General features: G+C 33.5%; 22 protein-coding genes. 1 reads left to right on the top strand and 21 read right to left on the bottom strand.

The window, feature by feature from the left end; genetic code table 11:
* Positions 1-19 precede the first annotated feature (19 nt).
* Together lptE and B3317_RS01230 are read right to left on the bottom strand one after the other, a co-directional pair.
* The gene (lptE, locus tag B3317_RS01235) at positions 20-526 is read right to left on the bottom strand and encodes an LPS assembly lipoprotein LptE (RefSeq protein ID WP_291107678.1); all 507 of its coding nucleotides are present in this window, start codon (positions 524-526) and stop codon (positions 20-22) included.
* Entirely contained in the window at positions 523-1,797 is a 1,275-nt protein-coding gene (locus B3317_RS01230; RefSeq protein ID WP_291107675.1) for a sigma-54 interaction domain-containing protein, read from the bottom strand. The genes lptE and B3317_RS01230 overlap by 4 nt, the downstream gene beginning before the upstream one ends.
* A 403-nt stretch (positions 1,798-2,200) precedes the next feature.
* Here B3317_RS01230 and B3317_RS01225 point away from each other — a divergent pair, with 403 nt between their 5' ends.
* Entirely contained in the window at positions 2,201-4,030 is a 1,830-nt protein-coding gene (locus B3317_RS01225; protein ID WP_291108468.1) for an SLC13 family permease, read from the top strand.
* Positions 4,031-4,045: 15 nt separating this feature from the next.
* Here the strand turns inward: B3317_RS01225 and B3317_RS01220 are convergent, their stop codons facing one another.
* The 19 genes from B3317_RS01220 to B3317_RS01130 form a co-directional block, all read right to left on the bottom strand.
* Positions 4,046-4,522, bottom strand: a complete 477-nt coding sequence (locus B3317_RS01220) for a GAF domain-containing protein (RefSeq protein WP_291107672.1) — start codon at positions 4,520-4,522, stop codon at positions 4,046-4,048.
* Between the two features lie 21 nt (positions 4,523-4,543).
* Positions 4,544-5,608, bottom strand: coding sequence for a dTDP-glucose 4,6-dehydratase (gene rfbB / locus B3317_RS01215; RefSeq protein ID WP_291107669.1), 1,065 nt, complete (start codon positions 5,606-5,608; stop codon positions 4,544-4,546).
* Positions 5,598-6,467, bottom strand: a complete 870-nt coding sequence (rfbD, locus tag B3317_RS01210; protein ID WP_291108466.1) for a dTDP-4-dehydrorhamnose reductase — start codon at positions 6,465-6,467, stop codon at positions 5,598-5,600. Before rfbD ends, rfbB begins: the two co-directional genes overlap by 11 nt.
* Before the next feature lie 2 nt (positions 6,468-6,469).
* The gene (rfbC, locus tag B3317_RS01205) at positions 6,470-7,039 is read right to left on the bottom strand and encodes a dTDP-4-dehydrorhamnose 3,5-epimerase (RefSeq protein WP_291107666.1); all 570 of its coding nucleotides are present in this window, start codon (positions 7,037-7,039) and stop codon (positions 6,470-6,472) included.
* Positions 7,036-7,917 carry a glucose-1-phosphate thymidylyltransferase RfbA gene (rfbA, locus tag B3317_RS01200; RefSeq protein WP_291107663.1) on the bottom strand — a complete coding sequence of 294 codons (882 nt, stop codon included), beginning with the start codon at positions 7,915-7,917 and terminating at the stop codon, positions 7,036-7,038. Before rfbA ends, rfbC begins: the two co-directional genes overlap by 4 nt.
* A 2-nt stretch (positions 7,918-7,919) precedes the next feature.
* A complete protein-coding gene (locus B3317_RS01195; protein ID WP_291107660.1) occupies positions 7,920-8,735 on the bottom strand; it encodes a glycosyltransferase family 2 protein in 816 nt (271 codons plus the stop codon).
* Positions 8,728-9,855: a glycosyltransferase family 4 protein gene (locus B3317_RS01190; protein WP_291107657.1), complete on the bottom strand. Its 1,128-nt coding sequence runs from the start codon at positions 9,853-9,855 to the stop codon at positions 8,728-8,730. The genes B3317_RS01195 and B3317_RS01190 overlap by 8 nt, the downstream gene beginning before the upstream one ends.
* Before the next feature lie 56 nt (positions 9,856-9,911).
* Complete coding sequence (locus tag B3317_RS01185; RefSeq protein WP_291107654.1) at positions 9,912-11,150, bottom strand: WcaI family glycosyltransferase; 1,239 nt, start codon at positions 11,148-11,150, stop codon at positions 9,912-9,914.
* Positions 11,135-12,088 carry an NAD-dependent epimerase/dehydratase family protein gene (locus tag B3317_RS01180; protein WP_291107651.1) on the bottom strand — a complete coding sequence of 318 codons (954 nt, stop codon included), beginning with the start codon at positions 12,086-12,088 and terminating at the stop codon, positions 11,135-11,137. Before B3317_RS01180 ends, B3317_RS01185 begins: the two co-directional genes overlap by 16 nt.
* Positions 12,081-13,217, bottom strand: a complete 1,137-nt coding sequence (locus tag B3317_RS01175) for a glycosyltransferase family 4 protein (protein ID WP_291107648.1) — start codon at positions 13,215-13,217, stop codon at positions 12,081-12,083. Before B3317_RS01175 ends, B3317_RS01180 begins: the two co-directional genes overlap by 8 nt.
* 1 nt (position 13,218) lies before the next feature.
* Complete coding sequence (locus B3317_RS01170; RefSeq protein ID WP_291107645.1) at positions 13,219-14,385, bottom strand: hypothetical protein; 1,167 nt, start codon at positions 14,383-14,385, stop codon at positions 13,219-13,221.
* Between the two features lie 14 nt (positions 14,386-14,399).
* Positions 14,400-15,242, bottom strand: coding sequence for a glycosyltransferase family 2 protein (locus B3317_RS01165; protein WP_291107642.1), 843 nt, complete (start codon positions 15,240-15,242; stop codon positions 14,400-14,402).
* 73 nt (positions 15,243-15,315) lie between these two features.
* Positions 15,316-16,080, bottom strand: a complete 765-nt coding sequence (locus B3317_RS01160; protein ID WP_291107640.1) for a hypothetical protein — start codon at positions 16,078-16,080, stop codon at positions 15,316-15,318.
* Between the two features lie 23 nt (positions 16,081-16,103).
* Positions 16,104-16,718: a CatB-related O-acetyltransferase gene (locus B3317_RS01155; RefSeq protein WP_291107637.1), complete on the bottom strand. Its 615-nt coding sequence runs from the start codon at positions 16,716-16,718 to the stop codon at positions 16,104-16,106.
* The gene (locus B3317_RS01150) at positions 16,711-17,982 is read right to left on the bottom strand and encodes a hypothetical protein (protein WP_291107634.1); all 1,272 of its coding nucleotides are present in this window, start codon (positions 17,980-17,982) and stop codon (positions 16,711-16,713) included. Before B3317_RS01150 ends, B3317_RS01155 begins: the two co-directional genes overlap by 8 nt.
* Positions 17,975-19,285: a lipopolysaccharide biosynthesis protein gene (locus B3317_RS01145; protein ID WP_291107631.1), complete on the bottom strand. Its 1,311-nt coding sequence runs from the start codon at positions 19,283-19,285 to the stop codon at positions 17,975-17,977. The genes B3317_RS01150 and B3317_RS01145 overlap by 8 nt, the downstream gene beginning before the upstream one ends.
* Positions 19,286-19,289: 4 nt before the next feature.
* Positions 19,290-20,474: a hypothetical protein gene (locus B3317_RS01140; protein ID WP_291107628.1), complete on the bottom strand. Its 1,185-nt coding sequence runs from the start codon at positions 20,472-20,474 to the stop codon at positions 19,290-19,292.
* Positions 20,475-20,553: 79 nt separating this feature from the next.
* Positions 20,554-21,291, bottom strand: coding sequence for a 3-deoxy-manno-octulosonate cytidylyltransferase (locus B3317_RS01135; RefSeq protein ID WP_291107625.1), 738 nt, complete (start codon positions 21,289-21,291; stop codon positions 20,554-20,556).
* A gap of 4 nt (positions 21,292-21,295) precedes the next feature.
* Entirely contained in the window at positions 21,296-22,831 is a 1,536-nt protein-coding gene (locus tag B3317_RS01130) for an aldolase catalytic domain-containing protein (RefSeq protein ID WP_291107622.1), read from the bottom strand.
* Positions 22,832-22,835: the final 4 nt, after the last annotated feature.

Raw genomic sequence — 22,835 nt, 5'->3', positions numbered from 1 at the left:
ACATATTGGCACATTGTTTTTACCAATTAGACATTGTCGCGTTAAAAATCTGGTCTACAATATCTTTCGTCAACTCGTCAATTAATCCGTCCTGTACATCGGTAAGCATCAGGCTACTGGAGAAATCACGGTAAGCGGTAATAGTTTCCTCTTTATCTTCATTCGGATTTTTATTGTTCCTGAAGCGCATCTTCACTCCTAATGTCAAACGGGTTTCGGCGGAGAAGTTATCTTCCTTTACAGACAAAGGTGTCAATTCATATGTAACAATCTCCCCTTCAATCTCAAGCGATGGATTGATAGAGGTGAATTGCAGTTTCGTATTACGGGTAAATACGTCCTTCATTCGCTCGTTGAATACCTGGGTCAATGGAGGATATACATAAGGGGCCTGATTCTGGAAATCGCGTATATCGATCGTAGGTGTCTCGGCGTAATTGATAGATGCCCCATTGAATTTATAAGACACCGTACAGCCGGCAAACAATACGATAAAGAATAGTGATAATAATATTATCTTTTTCATAAATTTTCCAGATTATATTCTTTTATTTTTCTATACAATGTACGTTCCGATATTTTTAGATCCTGAGCTGCATTTTTACGTTTTCCATTATGCCGCTCAAGGGCTTTTATAATCATATCTTTCTCTACATCCTGTAATGATAGTGTCTCTTCCTCATATTCAGGTGCATCGATCACATCGGCATCGGCAATCGTAGATGCAGGTATTATCGTATGACCGTCATCTTTAATAGGCAAAGCGGATGCTCTGTCCGCCTGATTTACAACCATTGGCGTAAGGGGCTTCTCACTGCTGTTTACTACAGGAGAAGATATAATGTCTCCGGGCTTCATATTTCCGGCTACGATATCATGAACTATCTTCTTGAGCTCATTCATATCTTTCTTCATATCGAACAATACCTGATATAATATTTCACGCTCGTTATTGAAATTCTTCTGTTCACCGGCGCTTATTATTCCTACAGGTATAAGTCCGACCTCATTAGCCGGAAGATATAATTTCAGTATATCAGGAGTTATATCCCTCGTCTGCTCAATTATCGAAATCTGTTCTGTAATATTCTTTAACTGGCGGATATTGCCGGGCCAGTAATATTCTTTTAGCATCTGCCTTGCAGAATCGGTCAGCACGATCGGAGGCATACTGTACTTTTCGGCACAATCGCTTGCAAACTTTCTGAATAATAACGGTATATCATCTTTCCGGTCCCTAAGTGCCGGAATACGGATAGGTACCGTGTTAAGGCGATAGTATAAATCTTCACGAAAACGTCCGTTGCGGGTAGCGGTCACCATATCCAGATTGGTAGCGGCAACAACACGTACATCGGTTTTCTCAACTTTCGACGAACCTACTTTTATAAATTCGCCTGTTTCCAGTACACGTAATAAGCGCGCCTGAGTAGACAAAGGCAGCTCCCCTACCTCATCGAGAAACAGAGTACCTCCGTTAGCTACTTCGAAATATCCTTTTCGCTCGCCTGTCGCCCCCGTAAAAGATCCTTTTTCGTGTCCGAAGAGTTCGGAATCGATTGTTCCTTCGGGAATAGAGCCGCAATTGACTGCGATATATGTCCCGTGTTTACGATGGCTGAACTGATGAATAATCTGAGGAAAATTCTCTTTCCCCACCCCGCTCTCCCCGGTCACCAATACCGACATATCGGTAGGAGCCACCTGGAGGGCAATATCTATAGCCCGGTTCAGGTCGGGACTATTCCCGATGATACCGAAGCGTTGCTTTACTTGTTGAATGTCCGGTTTTGCCATTATAATTACAAGTTAATAGATTATATATCATAAGTATCCAACACATTAGTCCATAAATACGGCTAATAGTTGCCTGCTATCAACTGTTAAACAGTAAATAAAACCTGACAAAATTACATATTAATTCCCATTTTGTCAGTCTTTTTTAGTGAAGATTTGCAAAGAATAAAAATTAGAAGCCATATCCATAAGGCATATTCCAAATTGGTTTCCCGAAAAAATAATAGCCTGATTAACGAACGTGAAAAAAGATAAACAATTCTTATCTTTTTAATGTTCTTATTTAAAAGTATTCGCTTTGAACTAAAGGTTTCTTTATCTTTGTGTACATTCGAGAAAACAAGCTGCTTATATATCATATAATATATATTTAAATATGGAATTATCCACCTTGCTATCCCCTATCAATATCACATTAGCAATTCTTATTACGGCATCCATTTTCTTTATGCAGGGAAAGGTCCGCTCCGATCTCGTAGCTATATGTGCCCTACTGGCATTGGTTCTTTTCGGAATACTGGATACATCGGAAGCATTAGCCGGATTTTCGAATCCTGTCGTCATAATGATGATCGGACTCTTCATTGTAGGCGCCGGAATCTTCCGTACAGGACTGGCCAAGGTAATCAGTAGTAAAATATTGCAGACAGCCGGAAGCAGCGAAAATAAACTTTTCATACTGGTAATGCTCGTTACCGCATCCATCGGCGCATTTGTAAGCAATACCGGAACTGTAGCTGTAATGATGCCTATCATTGTCAGCATGGCTACTAGTGCCAATATCAGCCCCCGGAGATATCTTATGCCACTAGCCTTTGCCAGTAGTATGGGTATGTTTACACTAATCAGTACACCTCCCAATCTGGTAATTAACAATGCTTTGGTAGAAGCGGGATATAAAGCGTTATCGTTCTTTTCTTTTGCTCCTATCGGCTTTGTCGCACTAAGTGTCGGAATCGTCATCCTGTTTTTCCTCAGTAAATTACTTATTTCCAAGAGCGATGCGTCCACTGCAAAAAAGAAACAGGGTAAATCGCTGGTTGAACTGGCCATGGAGTATGAACTGCAAAACCAGTCATACAGGATAGAAGTAAAAAATGACACTCCATTATCCAATAAAACCCTCGCCGAACTAAGAATAGCAACACATTACAACGTCAGCATTAGTAAGATTGTACGAAAAACCGGTAATTCCAGATTCAGAAAGAATGTAATAGAAGAAGTTGCCGGCCCTAAATCGACAATACAGAAAGGTGATATATTGTATTGTCATGGAAGTCTGGAAGATATAGAGAGATTCGTTTCCGAAAATCATCTGCATCTGGAGGAGACAAACGGTGATTATCCCTTTGCCGGTTTTCAGGAATCAGGTATTGCCGAGATATTTATCATGCCTAATTCCAAACTTATAAACCGGACAATCTCGGAGATTCAGTTCAGGGAGGAATATAATGTAAATGTACTGGGTATCCAGCGACAGAACGAGTATCGCATGCATGATATAAAGGATGCGAAATTGCATTCCGGCGACGCGTTATTAATACAAGGTACATGGAAAGACCTCGCAAACCTCGATGACAGGCAGGACGACCTCGTACTAGTGGGACAGCCCCTGAAAGAAGCAGCAAAGGTAACACTGGACCAGAAAGCTCCTATCGCTGCCGGTATTATGATACTGATGGTGATAGCCATGGTATTTGAGCTTGTACCGTCTGTGATAGCAATCTTACTAGCGGCAGTGGCAATGGTGGTTACCGGATGCCTGCGTAATGTGGAGGAAGCTTATACGAGTATCAACTGGGAGAGTGTGGTTCTAATCGGAGCCATGTTGCCCATGGCTACAGCATTTCAAAACACAGGAGTAGATACATTGATTTCCGGCGGACTGGTTAGTAAACTGGGTGACTTCGGCCCTTATGCCTTGTTAGCGGGGATATACTTCTGTACATCATTACTCACCATGTTTATAAGCAATACGGCAACAGCCGTACTGTTCACCCCGATAGCCCTTAAAGCTGCTATTGGCATGGGAATCAGTCCTTATCCGTTCTTATTTGCTGTGGCTGTGGCTGCCAGCATGTGTTTTGCTTCGCCATTCTCAACTCCTCCAAATGCATTGGTGATGAGCGCCGGACGTTATACCTTTATGGATTATATAAAGGTGGGATTACCTCTACAATTAATTATGGGAATAGTGATGATACTGGTATTGCCACTATTGTTCCCGTTCTGATAAAGTAATCGGAGTTTAAGATTCCAACAGTTTAATTATTTGTTGAAGATAGTGGGCATCTGTTTCATCGAAGTGATTCAGATGCTCACTGTCTATATCGAGTACCGCGATGACTTCATCATTCCGGAATAAGGGCACTACTATTTCGGATTGGGAAGCGGCATCGCAGGCAATATGCCCGGGAAACTGATTTACATCTTCAACTATCACTGTTCTCTTTTCCTTCCATGCTGTCCCGCAGACTCCTTTACCGTATCCAATACGGGTACAGGCTATTGTTCCCTGGAATGGCCCGAGAACAAGTTCGTCCCTTTTCACGATATAAAAGCCTACCCAGAAGAAGCCGAAAGTCATCTTCAATGCTGCTGATATATTGGCAAAATTGGCAATGGCGTCGGTCTCTCCTTCTATTAATGCTTTTAGTTGGGGGAGAAGGGATTGGTAGGTTTCTTCTTTGGAAGAGGTGGGGGTGAGGTGGAGAGTGTGGGACATAAAAAATTTAATTATATAGTTTTATCTACATTTATACATTTCGTTATAGTACTTCTCGTATTCTCCGGAAGTTATATTATCCATCCATTGCTGATTATCCAAATACCATTGAACTGTCTTTTCAATCCCTTCTTCGAACTGTAACGACGGCTCCCATCCCAATTCATTTTTCAACTTTGAAGAATCAATAGCATAACGAAGATCATGTCCGGCCCTGTCTGTGACATAAGTTATCAAATATTGGGATGTACCATCTGGATTACCTAATAATTTATCTACTGTTTTGATAATAACTTTAATTAAATCTATATTTTTCCATTCGTTGAATCCTCCGATATTGTATGTATCAGCAACCTTACCATTGTGAAAAATTGTATCAATTGCACGTGCATGATCAACTACATAAAGCCAGTCTCTGACATTTTCTCCTTTACCATATACAGGAAGTGGTTTTCCTTGACGAATATTATTGATAAACAGAGGTATCAATTTCTCGGGGAACTGGTATGGTCCGTAATTATTCGAGCAATTAGTTACAATTACAGGCATACCATAAGTATCATGATATGCTCTTACAAAATGATCGGAAGAAGCTTTACTTGCTGAATAAGGAGAATGAGGATCGTATTTGGTTGTCTCAGTAAAGTACGTTCCATCAAAGTCTAAACTGCCATACACTTCATCGGTTGAGATATGATAGAAAAGTTTATCTTTCCAATTTTCATCCCAATATAGTCTGGCTACCTGAAGCAGAGATAAAGTTCCCATCACATTAGTTTGAGCAAAAGTGAATGGATCTTTGATGCTACGGTCAACATGACTTTCAGCCGCCAGATGAATTATATTGTCGACTTTATAAGTTTCAAGAATATCTTTCATTCTTTCAAAGTCACAGATATCCGCCTTAACAAAAGTATAGTTAGAAGCTCCCTCTATATCTTTAAGATTTTCCAGATTTCCCGCATAAGTCAGTTTATCGAGATTAATGATATGATATTCGGGATATTTATTTACAAATAATCTTACAACATGAGATCCTATAAACCCGGCTCCCCCTGTGATTAGTATATTCTTTTTAAAATTCATTTATTTGTGCTTTTAATTCTTTTATACATTGTATCAAGGACTCTTCCCAATACGGAATCTTTATACCAAATGTTTCTTTAACTTTAGTTTTATCTAAAACAGAAAAACTAGGACGTTTGACTTTACTCGGAAATTCATCACTATGACAAGGCTGAATATCACAGATATTCCCCGAAAGATCACATATTTTTTTTGCAAAATCATACCAAGAACATACGCCTTCATTACTAAAATGATAAATACCTTGTTTATGATGCATATCATCTTCAATTATTTTATATATAAAAGATGCCAGATCTGCGGCACAGGTAGGAGTTCCAACCTGATCAAACACAACATTCAGAATATCTCGTTCTGAAGTCAGTCGTTGCATTGTTTTCACAAAGTTGCTACCATATTGGGAATAGAGCCATGACGTGCGAAGTATTAAATATTTACAATCGACCTCTTGTATACTCAATTCTCCTGCTAATTTAGTCTTTCCATATACCCCGATCGGGTTCGTTTCGCAAGTTTCCTGATAAGGGATACAAGACTCTCCGTTAAATACATAATCTGTAGATACATGAATCAGGGTAACTCCGGTCTCTTTAGCAATGATAGCAAGATTTCTTACAGCCTTATTATTTATAAGATCTGACATATTATAATCATCTTCTGCCTTATCTACATTGGTATATGCCGCGCAATTGACTATAACACTTAGTTTTTCTTCCATTGCCAGCTGACGAATAGCATCTAAATCTGTAATATCTAATTCTGCAACATCTGTAAAAATATAGCGATTATGACTATCTCCTGTTATCCGGCGAATCTCATTACCGAGCTGCCCATTAGCACCTGTGATCAGTATATTCATCATTAGTATAAATTTTCTTTATAATCAAATAGCCATTCAGCTTCTTTCAATAGTTTATTTTGTTTATCTTTTTCGGATAAAATAACTTCATCCTTAGATATTCTCCAATCAATACTTAGCTCCGGATCGTCCCAAGCAATAGCGCCTTCACTTTGTGGTGCATAATAATTATCACATTTATACTGAAAAATAACGTTTTCGCTCAACACAACAAAGCCATGAGCAAATCCACGCGGAACGAATAATTGTAGATGGTTTTCTTCTGATAACTCAACAGAAACATAATGTCTAAAAGTGGGGGAATTTTTCCGGATATCAACAGCAATATCAAGAACTTTCCCTTTTATAACCCGGACTAATTTACTTTGAGCATAGGGTGGCTTCTGAAAATGTAATCCTCGTAGGACGCCAAAAGTAGATTTACTCTCATTATCTTGGACAAAGGTAGTTTTACAGACTTTTTCTTCGAATATCTGCTGACTGAAAGATTCAAAGAAATAACCTCGTGCATCTTCAAAAATACGAGGTTCGATAATAACAACCTCTTCAATATCTGTTCTGATTATGTTCATTTTTTCTCGTTAGCTAGTTTATTTAAGTATTGCCCATATTGATTTTTAATCATCGGCTTTGCTATTTCCAACAATTTTTCTTCTGATATCCACTTTTGATTAAACGCAATCGCCTCCAGACAAGCTATTTTTAAGCCCTGACGTTTTTCTATTACCTCAACAAAAGTAGAGGCTTCACTCAATGAATCATACGTTCCTGTATCCAACCAGGCAAACCCACGCCCAAGTGTCTGAACTTTTAGTTCCTTATCAGAAAGAAACTGCTGATTTACTGTTGTTATCTCCAGTTCTCCTCTTTTAGACGGCTTTATATTTTTTGCGATTTCAACAACCTTATTAGGATAAAAATATAAACCAACGACAGCATAGTGCGACTTTGGCACATCTGGCTTTTCCTCTATTGAAAGGCAATTACCATCCCTATCAAATTCGGCAACCCCATAACGCTCAGGATCACTAACCCAATACCCAAAGATAGTGGCCTTGTCTTCATTGTCAGCATTATGTACAGCTTCTTTAAGCATCGCAGTAAATCCCTGACCATGAAATATATTGTCACCTAATACAAGGCAAACAGGATCGTCTCCGATAAAATTTTCACCAATAATAAAAGCCTGAGCTAAGCCATCGGGGGAAGGCTGTACCGCATATTCTAACCTTATCCCATAATCGGAACCATCTCCTAACAGTCGTTGGAAAGACGGCAGATCATCAGGAGTTGAGATTATCAATATATCTCTGATTCCTGCAAGCATCAATACGGAAATCGGGTAATAAACCATCGGTTTATCGTATACAGGCAACAATTGTTTGCTTACTCCTTTAGTAATAGGATAAAGACGAGTACCGGAGCCTCCGGCTAGGACTATTCCTTTCATTTTTAGTATTTATTTCTTCTAGGATTTAACCCATTCTTTAAAAAAAATTTGCACATGCTTTGAATGTGAATTAGAGTTTTTTTGTTTATTTTAGAGCTTGCCCTTAAATGATTATGAATCATCTGTGAAGCAGGCACATATATAACAGGCATATTTTTTAACCAAGAAGAAAGACATAAATCTTCATCTTCCATATATAAAAAATATCTTTCATCAAAACCTTTAAGTTGATTAAAAAAATCTCTCGACATAAACATTGCAGCGCCTATTGCCCAATCAACATCCTGTATTTTAGTTATATCCAGATCTTTTTGAAGATATTTGTCTATATATTTATTCTTACAACTGTCATTCCCTTTGGACAGAATACGTGAAAATAATATTTTAATAGAAATAAAGGATCTTACGGAGTATTGAATGGACATATCTGGATTTAACAATTTAGGAACTAATATTCCTGTTTCGGGATATAGATTCATATAGTTGAACAAGGATTCTATACTGTCCTTTAGTATCACTATATCGGGATTAATAATTGCAATATATTTTCCCTTAGCATGAGAGACACCATAATTATTATTCTCACCAAATCCTTTAATCGTCGTATTTTCATATATTCTAACCATAGGATAATTAGCTCTTATATATTCTATAGTGCCATCTGAAGAACAATTGTCAATATATATCATCTCAAATGGTATAGCAAGCGAATTATCTTTAAACAATGATAAGAGTAACCCTTTTAAATAGGATAGATGATTCATACCAACAGTTATTATGGATACAGCAGGAATTTCTATACTCTGTAAATTATTCATTTATAATCTTTGCTATGAACTCTTCAATATTATTATAATAAGTTTCTTTTGAGAACGTATTTTGAGCGTATGATAAAGCTTTTTGCCTGATATTATTGTAATTATCATTGGATAATAACTCTGACAAAGCAATTGAGAAATTATCTTTATCAGAAAAAAGATATCCTGTTTCTCCGCTTGTGACGAGTGCCGTAGTACCGGCATTATCATATCCAATTACAGGAACACCTCTTAACATTGCTTCTATAGTAACTAAGCCAAAAGCCTCGGCTTCCGAAAAGACCAGAAGAATATCTATTTCATCATATATTTTGTTTGTATCATGAATAAAACCATGAAAGATAATATTATCTTTTAAATTGAGATTTTCAACTATTTTCAAAAGATGCTTTTTATAAGCTCCTTTTTTATCTCCTATCAAATGTAATTTTGCTTGTGGGTAATATGGTAATATTATATCATTAAAATACTCAACTGCCATATGTTGTCTCTTACCAGGACTAAATACCCCAATTATTCCGAAATTAATAATCTTTGATAAGTGTTTATCTTTGATATTTACATTAGGGATTTCTAATCCATTGGCAATAACTGTATAGTTAGTTTTAGGGAAAATGGAAAAAACATGCTTCATAACAGAAGCTGATACAAAAATTACAGCGTCACTTTTTTCTAAATATTTTTCTTTACATTTTCTTGTACCCAAAAATAAAGCTTTATGATCTAGTGACATGAATTCATGAACATGGGATATATGTTTTATTTTTAGAATCTTTGCAGCCCAGATTCCAATATTTTCAGCAGAAGTATTAGAATATATTATATCAGGCTTAAATTTATTTATTTTATATATAATATATGGGAATACAATTATATTAAGCATTACTAATAATGGATATATTAAATATTGGGGCATAAGTTTAATATACATAAACTGAGGAAAGCAAGGTATAACGGTATAATTTATATTCTCTTTTTTCAATATTTCCGCTAAACCTTTCTTCGTAGGAAGAAGAACAGATATATCATGACCTTTTCCTATTAATCCTTTGATTAATGTCAATAAGACTTGATTTGCCCCATATAATTGCCCATTATGAGCTATAAATTGGATTCTCATTTTAATCTACAAAAGTATGTATTATATCCACAATATACTATCTCGCCCATAAAATATTAATTCTTATTTATTAGTGACATAAAAGACGTAAGTATCTTATCTTTGTTCAAATATCTTTCAGCATATTTTCGGGCATTTTTTTTAATTTGAGTTGTGTCTCTCAATAAAGCTATATTTATAGCTTCTTTTAACGCTTGTTCTGATTCTGGTTCACACAATATACCCATATCATGATTTCTTATATCCTCATATAAGGAGGATCCCAATACAGCTGTCACAATTGCACATCCACCTGCTGATAAAATCCCTGTTAACTTACTGGGCATAACTAAATCTGACGCATCCTTTTTCTGTAAAACTAAATGAATATCTGCAGTAGCCAATAGGGTTGGCAATTTCTCATATGGCTGTAATGGATAAAACTTCATATTACTAAGTCCCTTTTCTCTAGCCATATTTTCTAAATTATCTTTTTCGGCTCCTGCCCCAACCATTATAAAATGAACATCAGATCTATATTTATATTGTCCAGCAACATTTATCAATAAATCTAAACCTTGTTTCTTTCCCATATTTCCAGAATACAAGATAACGGTATCATTTATAGGAATATTAAATTGGTTTCTTAAAGATTGATCTTTTGGTATAGGTTTTATAAAATCAGTATCTACCCAATTAGGGAGCATTATAATCTTGCTCTCTCCTATTCCTTTTTTGATTATCCGTTCTTTCATACCTAAAGTTAATGTGGATATAAAGTCACTTTTTCTTAGAAGAAATTTCTCTAGCTTAAACATAATATTTAATGCTTCTTGATTAGATAGCATCTCTAAATTCTTAGCAGCATCTATCTGTAAATCTTGAACATGTGTAATTAAGACAGTCTTCTTAAATATAGAATAAATATAAGAGAAAAATCCTATATAAAACGGAGGATTAATTGTTATTACTAAATCAAATCTTTTCTTGAACAATGCAGGAAGCCAACGAAAGGAACTACTCCACAAAAAAGAAAATTCATGTAATATTCTTTTTTTCGAATTTATTCTTTTGGGCACGTAAAAAGGACAACGATAAATCTTCACATTATCAATGACTTCTTTATACCATAATTTGCCTCTGTATTGCTTATGAATTTCCCATTCTGGATAATACGGCATCGCTGTAAAAACACTTACATCATGCCCTTGCTGTGCAAACCAAGAGGCCATTTCTCCTGTATATTTACCAATGCCTGTAAGCTCTGGATAATAGTTTATTCCATAGATTAGAATCCGCATCAATTTTTTATCCATTTTATAGTACGTTTAACACCTTCAGCCCTTTCTACTGGTAAGTTAGGTGCTATTTCCCTAATTGGTTCAAGATTATGTATATTATCAGTAGTCATATTTTGAAGGCGAAAACTCGTCATTGGAAATTTTACACCAAAGAGTTTAACAAAATCACCAAACAATCCTCCACATTTGAACAAAAAATATGGTATCCTTGAAATTTTAAATCCAGCTTCAGAAGCAATTTCGTTCGCCCATTCTGTTATATTATAAGGAATATAATCACCTAAATAAAAGACTTTCTTATTTACAATTTCCTCATTAGCCATCAATATTGACTCAATCTGATAGATAGTATTATCTATATATCCATATGTTTTAGAACAAGCCTTATCTCCCATATGAAAATATTTTCGACTTAATACTATATTAAAGAATAAATTATATGGTTCTCCAAAATATGGTCCCCAAATAGAGGTAGGCCTAATAATAGACCAACAATATTCCGGATCACTTTCTTTAATAATTTTTTCGGTCAATACTTTACTTTCTCCGTATACTGTATGAGGATGATAATCATTATCTCCATCAGGTATATATCCAGGATTACACACATACATAGAAGAAGTAAAAATTACTCTTTTTAGAGTCTCTACTTTTTTTAACACCTTTATCAGATTCTCGACTCCTAAGATATTAGCATTATAATCCTCTAATGTTTTTCCATTCAAATCAGTTCGTGCTGCCAGATGAATTACATAATCAGGAGTAAAATCCAATATAGCCGACTCTAACTCATAATAATTGCATATATCTATTTTTCTAAAAAAAGGTATGTGTTCAGTTTTCTTTGGCTCGAACATATCAAGACTCAGAATTGTACTACCCTTTTTCAAGAAATTATCAATAAGATTGGTCCCAATAAAGCCTGAACCTCCTGTAATAATGATTTTACTCATTGTTTGCTATTTGATTTATAAAATTCTCAATATTGATACAAAAATTCTTGTCGCTAAATAATAATTGCGCTCTTTCAAATGCATTTTCTCTTATATTATTATATTTAACTGGTGACTGCAATTGTTTTACGGCATCAATAAAACTATCAATATCTTTGAATAAATATCCGGAATTTTCATTTCCTATTAATTCTAATGTTCCTGCGCTATCATATCCAATTACAGGAATCTTTCGCAGCATTGCTTCAAGTGTTACCAAACCGAAACCTTCAGATTTTGAAAACATCAATAAAATATCTATATCTCGATATATTTTCTCAATATCTTTTTCAAAACCATGAAAAATAATATCCGAATCAAGGCCTAATCCTTTCACCAAATTTATCAAGTGAGTTTTGTATGCTCCTTCTTTGTCACCATACAGATGTAATTTTGACTGCGGATAAATTTCTTTTATTTTTTTAAAATATTTAATTGCAATATCCTGTCTCTTGCCACGAGAGAATATACCCACAATCCCATAATTAACCGGAGGAGCATTAAATTTAGGTATGTTATCATATTGGACTTTTGGCATAGATAATCCATTGTATATTATCCTATGTTTCCCCTGCAAATATCCTCCCCCTAGTATATGTGATGCAACAGCTTTCGTAACAAAAATAAGGCCATCACTTTTGTCTAAAAACTTTGCCTTTAGCTTCTGTCCTCCCATGAATAATGCACCATGATCTATGGACATAAACTCATGAACATGTGTAATATGTTTTTTACCCAATAATTTGGCAACTAATATTCCGATATTTTCAGCAGAGGTGTTTGAGTATATCAGATCCGGGTCTTGTTTTTTTATATGATAATATATCCTTGGAAAATTTACTATATTTATCAATAAAAGTAATGGGTATGCAATAAATTTTATAGTCTTTTTGAAATACAAAAATGATGAATAATAAAAAATAACTTCATATTTTATATCCTCTTTTTCTAATTCATGAACTAAGTCTCCATTAGATGGCACTAAAATAGATATGTCATAGCCTTCTGACTTTAAATATTTCAACAAGTCTAAAAGAATCTTATTTGCACCATATAATTTGCTATAATTGGTTATAAACTGAATTTTCATCTTATTTATTTTTTGATATAAAGCTATATTCTTTCATAAAATATGAAAGAAATACAGCAATAATAATATTCATAGGAAACATTTCCACTATGATTATAGATACACCAGATGTTATTGATATAAGAAATATCAAGACAAAAGGGATATCAATCTTCTTTCTTACAAATAAATATAATAGTAGATATAATATAGCACTAATAAACAAAAAGAAAAAGATAACCCCATAATTTGTCAGAACAGAAGTATATAAGGAATCAGCAATATATGCATTAGATTGAATTCCAAAACTGGACATCAAATTAATAGCTGTATTGGTCGCCAGCCCAAAATTTGTAGATATAGGCTCTGCTGAATCCACAATTTCTTGCAGTATCTGTATTCTTGTCCCCCCAGAAACGGCTGATGACCCTTCTCCCCGTCCAGTCAAGAAATCCAAATTAGTCACAACTAAGAATAGAAACAAAACGGCTATAATAGATAATATTCCCTTATGCTTACTCTTTAAGTACCAAGGCATAAATATCAATAAAAACAATAACATCACTCCGGTAGAAGACATGGATAGAAATACAGACAAGATAGCTATTACTAAGCCTAAAAGCCGTATTTTACCTTCCTGAAAATACCGGATAACATAGAAACAAAAAGCGGCGAACGTACCGCTTGCGCTTGGATGTACAAAGATGCCTGGAAGTCTTCCTGGAAACCCAAAAATGTTCAGGCCCTTACGTGGAGGGAAGAATAGCATTTCCAGAAGTTGTACTGCCGCATGCAATATCAGTAAACAAAAGAGTATCTTTGTTACTTTTTTTAATAAATCAATATCAACAACATCGTATAAAAGGATTAGCAAAAAAAAAGGTATAGCCCAGCGAACGCCCGCCATTGCTATTTGTAATCCATTTAATGAATATGAAAAAGCAAAGCATATTATTGTAAATGAAAATAGCAATAACAAGCAAATATAATAATTATGAGGATGTTTATATCTGAACGAGAATATAGTACACATAAGCAATAAAAATATCATTAAGATATCTTTGGGTAGTTTTATGAAAAACATATCAAAAGACAATCCAAGACCTAAATATTCAAAGATCTCAGAAAGACAAAAAAGAGGTGTCAGTATAAACAGCAATAAAATTACCTTTTGTATTTTAGCTTTCATTAAAGATCATCCTTTCATTTTTTTTCTATTGTTCCATGTAATTCTTTTGCTTCATATATATACATATCTTTTGTCTTATTCAGGCGCCTAATCAATAGCTTGTGAGATATATAATGAGGTAAAGATGCAACAATTAATGCGCGTATCCTGTTTCTTAAGAACAATTTATAATACGCCAGCCCTTGAATACCATTTATTTTACATTCTTCTTTAAGTACCCGAAGACGATTTATTGAAGACAAACCTTCCTCAGCTTCATATATCGAAATACACATAGATAGATAATAAAACTGATATCCGGATTCAAATATTTTATAAAAAAGATTATAATCGGCACATACCCGATAAGAACAGTCAAATGGATGGAGAACTAGTATATTTCGACGGACAAAGCTAGATTGATGGCAAAATGCCATCCTCTTTTTTAGCATTTCGAGAGGGAAAGCTTTAATTACAAAATTTCCATAAGAGAAGCATTGTACGGTATCACCATAAATGACGGCACAGTTATCTTTAATCTGGCTATCAATAAAGATATCTTGAAGAACAGTATTATTGAAAAAGCAATCTCCGGCATTCATAAAATTGACCCACTCCCCCGTCGCCTTCTCAATTCCCTTATTCATTGCATCATAGATCCCTTTATCAGGCTCACTCACCCAATATGTAATTCTATACTGATATTTTTTAATTATATCGACTGTTCCATCAGTACTACCACCGTCGATAATAATGTATTCAATATTTTCATATTCTTGACTTATAACTGATAATATAGTTTTTTCAATATCTGAGATACCATTATATACTATAGTTATAATACTCACTATTGATTTATTATCTAATTTTTTATCCATACTGGGGAGAGTTTACCTCGTTAATAAATAACTAAAAACATAGAACCTAAAAAATCGCATAACTTATAGTAGACTATTTTTTTATTAGTAGTTTCTTTTTTATGAAATTAAATAAACTAGACCAAATACTATTCACGGCATAGAACCCAAGATAATTAAAAAGAGATAATACTTTCTTGTTTGTCTTTAAATAAGGTTCTCCTGTGGAACCGGACAAACTATAGATATATGGATAAGGATTAAAACTCCGTACTTTTTCTTTAATAAGAACATCATAATAGATAATTTCCAAATATTTACCGACAGAATCATTTACATTTATATACTCTTTAATCAATTTTTCTTTAAAAAATCTAACTTGTACCTTAAAGAAAAAAGTTCCGACATATAGAGCTTTAAAGCCTAACCGGTAAAAATAATTCTCATCTTTAGAACTATTCTTCAGTATATCATTAATGTTTTCAATAAAAAGTCGTCCTGTCACTTTATAAAAACAGACTGAGTCATCCTGTAGATATTTGCTATGATTAATTGCATATTCAATACACTCTCCATCACCAAAACCTTTTCCCTGTCTATTTATACTGCTTACATTACCTAAGAAGAAAATAAATTCAATTTGCTTTCCATATTCGTCAGCTAAATTCTGACATTCTTCCACAGAAAAATCAGACTTTGTATTTTCACAAAAAATTATAGTATCGAAATCAGATTCTTTGATATACCTTTTTATGGTATTAAGATATTGATTACGCCTATCCTCTATATTGACTATTTTGGTCATAACCGGAGATGCCAGTTTCGCATTAATACTTCCTGTAAGCAACAATATCCTCATATATTATTTTAGATTAAATCTTATTATTTTAAAATGGTCTCTTTTATATCCTCTACAGTGGATATTGATTTGTATAAATCATCAATTTTTACTTTGTTAAAATCTATACTATTAAAATCTTGTTGTAAAAGGAATTCAATCACCTCATCTCTAAATCTTTTCCTTAATACTCTAACAGGGTTTCCAACGGCTATTGAATATGGAGGTATATCTTTCGCAACAACGGATCCAGCCCCAATAACAGATCCTTTGCCAATTTTTACACCAGACAGAATGATCGTATAAAGGCCGATCCAAACATCATCTTCGATAATAATAGGTCCTTTTGATATCGCCTCTGCGTCCTGAATATTAAATTTTTTCACTTTAAAAGGATAAGTAGAGAATGTATCTAATCTATGATTACCGCCTAATATGAATTTGACCTCATCAGCTATAGAACAATAACTTCCTATTTTTAAGCCTTCATTGGCTACTCCCCAACTTGAAACGGTGAGATTTCCATAAGTTTCTCGTCCAACTTGAATAAGCTCTGTAGAACATAAACTATTCAGTGTAGTAAAATTATGTCTATTTAATAGACGCCATTTCCTATTATTTCTGAATATCTTCAATCTATTATAGATCTTCTCAATCATGGTTTATAAAATTAACATTTTTCTCAAAGTTCAATAAAATCTCTCTATACTTGTCCTCACCGATACCTAATACATAGTTTAATAGTAAGTTTACTTCTTGTTGAAATTCTGAAAGGGGCTGGGCTTTTAGCCGATCAAGAATTTCTAACATTTGATTTTTTGATGTGAAAATATCATTTAATCCATACATTTTGTCAAAGACTCCATTATCGTAACGTAAGCAAGGAATTCCTTTAGCTAACACCTCATAATATGCACTTGTATTAACAGCAATAGAAAAATCGAATAACTCATTATCGGCCAATGACATTAAAGTTTGACCATTCTCAATGATTGTTAGATTACTGGCATTAGATACCCGTTTTTTATATCTTTCAATATCCAAAGAGGGGTGCAACTTCAAAAAGAATTCTATTTCTCTAATTTCTCCACATATATTTAATAGTTCGAGATTTGCATTATCATAGATATGTCTAGAGCAAAGCACCAAGCATTTGCGATAAGCATTATTAACCTTAAGATTTATACACTCTGAAGTTTTAGGATATCCTGCTACTAATAATCTTTCCGATGAAATTCCGAATCTATGATATTCATCAACTGTGTATTTTCCCCAACATAAGAGGATGTCTGACTGAAAATTCTCATAACACAAGGCATCAATAGATATATCCTTCTCCAATAAAAAAGTTACTCCATGTTGTAAAGAATATGTTTTAATATTCTTATTGGATAAATATTGAGTAAACAGATTCTCTAAAGGATGAACTCCACTAAATGCTAAGTATTTGGATATATTTGTAAGGTCAACTTTCTGCATATCCTCAATTATATTGGCATAGTGTACAAATCGCGCGGATATTATCATTTTTTGAATAAAACTAAAATTCGTATATTTTAATCTCTTCAATACATCTTTTGTACATTTAAAAATTAAGTTAGGATAAACTCTAATAATTCTATTATATTCCTTTAGGTCATTTATTGATATTTGCTTCTCCAATTTTTCAATAACATTTTGATACAATTCAGTGTGATCATTTCTGTTATATACTCCCATTGTAGACAAAATTGGTCTTTCTGTCTTTATTTTTTTTAAATTCAGAGAAATAAAAAAATAAAATATTCTCTTAAAAGAAAATGATTTCTTATCATTCACAAAAGTCCAAAGTTCAATAGCCATCACCCTATTTAGATTGATGCCTTTATATTGAATATTCAGTTGATCTTTGAGCTGTTTATATTTTTGAAATTTATTATTCATTTTTTTTATTAATAAAGAATAACCATGGTAATTGATAAATTTTCATTGCAAATATAGCGACAAAGAAAAATGTGAGGAAAGATACAACAGCAGATGCTATTGCAACACCGGTAGAATCAATCCACTTAATAAATAAATATGACATCGCAATCTGTAACATACTCAACAGAAACGTTATTGTTCCTAAAAGTTTTGTCCTGAATGTATGATGAAAGTAACATACAAACATTAAGTATCCCCCATAGAAAAATTGCCCGATCATTACATAGGGTAAAAACTTAATGGAATCTGAATATGATATATCATATACATATTTTATAATAAACCAAGATATCCAATATGCAAAGAAAACCAAAACTAATGCTAATATTACGATACTATATGTCAATTTTACTAATTTAACCTTATCTTTCTCCATACCAATATTATTTTTATTATCATCAAAATATGTCAGCTTCTTATATAAGTATGGAGCATAAGCGTTATTAAAGGCAAGAAGCACCATAGTCACAATACTTCCTAATGTCATTGCAACTGAATATAACCCGTTCTCGGTGAGGCTACACATATCAGTCAATAATATTTTATCCACACCGCTTTTCAACCAGAAAGAAAGTGCATGAGGCACCAAGGGTAATGCAAAAAATAATGCATGCGTCATATACTTCTTTGATACCGATAACTCCAAAAATCCCCTTATTTTTAATACATAAAGACTTACTAACCCAAAAACCACAGCAGAAATCAAATAACTGTAAACCCTACCTTGCCATCCCATTAGAAGGACTATCACCAGCAAAATAGTTGATAAAGCACTAAATATAGATTGAGAAATTTGATATTTTCCAAATGATAAAGGTCTTTCCTCACACCGCCACAAAACTAGATTAACATAAGTCAACGAACTGAACCACACCACAATAAGACTAACCAACTGGTATAACAAGGATAACTGCAATGAACCATATATCAAACCGTTAAATATAATCAAAAGAACCGAAACAACTACTGTAATAGCCGTATTAAGTATGATTATATTAGAAACATATAATCGCAGTTCATCTTTATTCAATTTATAGTACATGACAGGTAGTGCAGCTACGGTGCAACTATAACAAAAGACAGATAATATCTGGATTATTACGTTAAAATTTGTAATCACCCCATAATCTTCCGGCAACAGATAATGAGTCAAGAAAGGTAGCAACAGGAACGGAATTGCCTTATTTAAGGCATCTGTAACTATATAAATAGATGTATTTTTAAAAAGAGAAGATTTATATATTCTTTGTAACGACATCATTATCTCAAAGATCTAATTTTAAAAAAACTATATCCGATGCATGTAAATTCAACTTTCTTCTATCTTCCGAGTAAGTCATATAAAGGCCATTGTCAAATTGGCTGACGCTAAAGTAGTGAAATCCATATTCATTCTGGATGGTAAACTTGGTAACTAAATCCAAAGAGGAAAGATTTACTTCACTTATTGTTGCAGAATTCCGAGGGATTACGCCCCATCCGAAGTTAATAGGATTATTTATATTATAAATAGTATATAAGCGATTATTGAAGAAAAATATTTCGGGGCGAGAGCCAATACTTTTTGGAATTTCGATTAAATCAGTCCATCGATTGTATAACATCTCATATTTTCCAATAAAACATTTATTATATGCAGAACGCGCAACATAATAAATAACATCATCAACGATCTCTATTTGAGATTCTATGTCAAGAATATCCTTCGGTTGGATTGTTACCACATCCCAAACAATTCCATCTGAAGATTTAAGGAGTATACCTCTTGATGTCCCTGAATATGGCGTAAGTGCCATATATGTATATCCTTTATACTCTATAAAACGGGTTATGATTAGATGGGTTATTCCCTTACCCTGATAACCAAAATCTTTAAGACATTGAGCAACACCATCATCATCTAAATTATAAACTTGTTCCTTCCCATCCACGTTATTATATCTCAACTTCGAAATTTGCAATTCTTCTTTAAACTGCAACTTATTCTTATCAAACTCCCGATAAACAATACTAGTTTTTCCATTGATTAAAGCCTGAAAATAAACTTGTATATTAGTTTCATTAACCCGTAAATTTGGGTCATATAGAGCCCTATTTCCTATCCTGATGTCTTTAAATATAGAATTTGCCTTTATGATAGGCCAACGCAAAAGGGAATCCTTATATTTCTTTCTTATATTTAGTCTGCATAAGACAGGATATATTGTTGTATGAAGGGGATTTTCAATAGATTGGGTTTCGTCACAATAATAAGATATCCAAAAAGTTCCATCATTTAAGAATCTATCGCTGTATAAAAGGGAGCAATGAGCGAGTTTTTCTTTGGTTGTATCAGAAACTACTATACCAACCTGATCGGATATATTAGATACATTAATAATATTTAAATCATCTTCTTTTGTACAAGATAATAAAAATAATACAAGAAAACAATAAATATACCTATTCATTAAAAGCGTTTGATTTATATTCTTGAAAATTACAAACAAATATTCTCATTATATTTTGTTAAATGCTTATATTCTTCTATTAATTCATATCTAGTATTCTTTCAACAGCCAGGATATCTTCCGGATTATCAACTGCAATGGTTGACCCTGTAGTTTCAACCATTTTAATAGGGATATTGAGATCAAAAAAACGAAGTATTTCTATATCTTCAAATTGCTCATAATATGCCTTTTCTGTCTCACTTCCAAAAGCTTTTAATTCTTCGTAACTAAAAGCATAAATACAAACTTGCTTTTTATAAATCGGCTTTATACTCAAGGACTCAGACTTTATACCTGGAATTGCCAATCTGGACATATAAATAAGATTTTTATCCTTATCGGTTAAAACTTTCGGTATATTAATATTTTTAGGATCTTCATCATCCAATACTGAACACATTCCATTTATGACATAGTTGGGATATTTGAGCTTTTCATTAACTATAGACTTTATATCATCCGGGTTTAGCAAAGGCTCATCTCCTTGTATATTCACATATATATCGGCTTCTATCTGCTGAGCAAAATCCCATAACCTATCAGTCCCGGTTAGACATGACTCCGACGTCATTATCACATTAAATCCAAATGAAGTTACACTATCAAAAATGCGTTGATCATCTGTTGCTACATAAGTATTCTCTATACCCAAAGCTTTTGCGGTTAATTCTGCAACATAGATAATCATAGGTTTACCATTAATTAATGCTAAAGGTTTACCTGGAAAACGAGATGATTTATACCGGGCGGGAATCACTCCTATTATTTTTTTCATAAAATTAGATTTTTTGATAAATAGATTCTACAATCAAGTCTGTATATAATGATGGTGTTAATGAAGTTAATTTTATGTTACAAGTTTCAGTAAAAACGTTAAATAAATATTCATTCTCATTAGATAATTCTCTTTCTCTTTGAGTCAATCCGTTCGGATAACCATCATAACCTACTATATAAATATTCTTAGGCGTCATTTGTAAAGCCACTTCCAAGGCTAAAGATGTACAAGAATCTTTGTATAAGTCTGTAAATGTTATAGATTCCAGTTCAAAGGTTCGATCCTCTACACTCAAAGGTACATCTGTGCCCATTATACGGGGATAAGGTGGTAAAACACACTTTCTTATAGAACTTATATCGCAATTAAATATTTTTTTTAAACGTTCTCCTTCACTTCCAACCAAACAAAAATATTGTGGTGCTTCTATATTTTTATAATATAGTGCATTCCTGGATGTCGCATGTATAATTGCTATATTTGGTCTTGTCTTAATAAATTGAATGATTCCATCTAAATGTTCGACTGAGCCACTTCCACCTCCAATTATCAGGACATCAGAATAGGCTATATCCTTAAAAATAGGATACTTCTTATTATCAATCTGACACTCTTTCTTATTATCCAAAGCCCTTATTATACTATTAAACGAATAAATTCTATTTCCAACCCATTCCATTACTTCCTTTTGGGGTATAGAATTTGCTCCTGAAATCATATAAGGCAGATTTGTTCCCCATCTGTATCTTTCATGTAATGGACCAAATGTCGTTATCAAAGAACCCATCACATTGAAATCAACAGTGAGGTTATAATATTTCGATAAATAGGTTAATAATAGCTCTGTTTTAAGATTACCGGCACCCCTTCCCATTCCTAAAATAGTAGAATCTACAAAATCAACCCCTTTTTCTATTGCAGTCAACGTATTTACCAATGCCAATTCTAAATTATTATGCCCATGAAAACCCAATGGAATATCAATTCTTGCTTTTATTCGATCTATAGATTCTGCAACTTCTACTGGTGTTATTCCTCCAAAAGAATCAACCATACATAAAAGGTCAATAGTATCTCGATTTAAATTAAAAAGATTGCTATAAAAATTTTCTATCTGTCCCCATCTAGACATATACATTACATTAAAACCAACCTCGTATCCTTGCAATTTTATCGCTTCTGCTAGTTTTACTGCTCTTTCAATATTTACCGGGTCAACAGCAATTCTTATCATGTCAACTAAGCCTTTTATAGGTTCCGTTAGATGAAAAAGATCTCCAAGTTTTGTATCTTTTTCGTTTAACATTATAGCTAGTTTCTTTTGACTTTTAGATCTTAACCTCTCCAGTTCGTAAATTGGAGAATATGCATATTTTCCCAAATAGGATTTTGAGATATTATTTCTGTAACCAACTTCTAAATAATCAATAGGCAATATATTTGCCGCGTGTATATATTGATCAACTAAAGAATTTTCAAAATCCCAATTAGTATAATATCCCCCATCCCGCAAAGTGCAATCTAATATATTAATCATGTTT

This window comes from Dysgonomonas sp. UBA7710 (assembly GCF_002482385.1).
GTDB lineage: Bacteria > Bacteroidota > Bacteroidia > Bacteroidales > Dysgonomonadaceae > Dysgonomonas.
The sequence above is the reverse complement of the archived record's forward strand: the minus strand, read 5'-3'. Positions and strand labels throughout refer to the sequence as shown.

Bases quoted from the DNA above. Each gene is read 5' to 3' on its own strand.
- B3317_RS01165 (WP_291107642.1), bottom strand. From the start codon at position 15,242: ATGGATAAAAAATTAGATAATAAATCAATAGTGAGTATTATAACTATA.
- B3317_RS01170 (WP_291107645.1), bottom strand. From the start codon at position 14,385: ATGAAAGCTAAAATACAAAAGGTAATTTTATTGCTGTTTATACTGACA.
- rfbB (WP_291107669.1), bottom strand. From the start codon at position 5,608: ATGAATTTTAAAAAGAATATACTAATCACAGGGGGAGCCGGGTTTATA.
- B3317_RS01160 (WP_291107640.1), bottom strand. From the start codon at position 16,080: ATGAGGATATTGTTGCTTACAGGAAGTATTAATGCGAAACTGGCATCT.
- B3317_RS01150 (WP_291107634.1), bottom strand. From the start codon at position 17,982: ATGAATAATAAATTTCAAAAATATAAACAGCTCAAAGATCAACTGAAT.
- B3317_RS01185 (WP_291107654.1), bottom strand. From the start codon at position 11,150: ATGGATAAAAAATTGATGCGGATTCTAATCTATGGAATAAACTATTAT.
- lptE (WP_291107678.1), bottom strand. From the start codon at position 526: ATGAAAAAGATAATATTATTATCACTATTCTTTATCGTATTGTTTGCC.
- B3317_RS01130 (WP_291107622.1), bottom strand. From the start codon at position 22,831: ATGATTAATATATTAGATTGCACTTTGCGGGATGGGGGATATTATACT.
- rfbC (WP_291107666.1), bottom strand. From the start codon at position 7,039: ATGAACATAATCAGAACAGATATTGAAGAGGTTGTTATTATCGAACCT.
- B3317_RS01140 (WP_291107628.1), bottom strand. From the start codon at position 20,474: ATGAATAGGTATATTTATTGTTTTCTTGTATTATTTTTATTATCTTGT.
- B3317_RS01195 (WP_291107660.1), bottom strand. From the start codon at position 8,735: ATGAATAATTTACAGAGTATAGAAATTCCTGCTGTATCCATAATAACT.
- B3317_RS01230 (WP_291107675.1), bottom strand. From the start codon at position 1,797: ATGGCAAAACCGGACATTCAACAAGTAAAGCAACGCTTCGGTATCATC.
- B3317_RS01175 (WP_291107648.1), bottom strand. From the start codon at position 13,217: ATGAAAATTCAGTTTATAACCAATTATAGCAAATTATATGGTGCAAAT.
- rfbA (WP_291107663.1), bottom strand. From the start codon at position 7,917: ATGAAAGGAATAGTCCTAGCCGGAGGCTCCGGTACTCGTCTTTATCCT.
- B3317_RS01145 (WP_291107631.1), bottom strand. From the start codon at position 19,285: ATGATGTCGTTACAAAGAATATATAAATCTTCTCTTTTTAAAAATACA.
- B3317_RS01135 (WP_291107625.1), bottom strand. From the start codon at position 21,291: ATGAAAAAAATAATAGGAGTGATTCCCGCCCGGTATAAATCATCTCGT.
- B3317_RS01190 (WP_291107657.1), bottom strand. From the start codon at position 9,855: ATGAGAATCCAATTTATAGCTCATAATGGGCAATTATATGGGGCAAAT.
- B3317_RS01220 (WP_291107672.1), bottom strand. From the start codon at position 4,522: ATGTCCCACACTCTCCACCTCACCCCCACCTCTTCCAAAGAAGAAACC.
- B3317_RS01155 (WP_291107637.1), bottom strand. From the start codon at position 16,718: ATGATTGAGAAGATCTATAATAGATTGAAGATATTCAGAAATAATAGG.
- rfbD (WP_291108466.1), bottom strand. From the start codon at position 6,467: ATGAATATACTGATCACAGGTGCTAATGGGCAGCTCGGTAATGAGATT.
- B3317_RS01180 (WP_291107651.1), bottom strand. From the start codon at position 12,088: ATGAGTAAAATCATTATTACAGGAGGTTCAGGCTTTATTGGGACCAAT.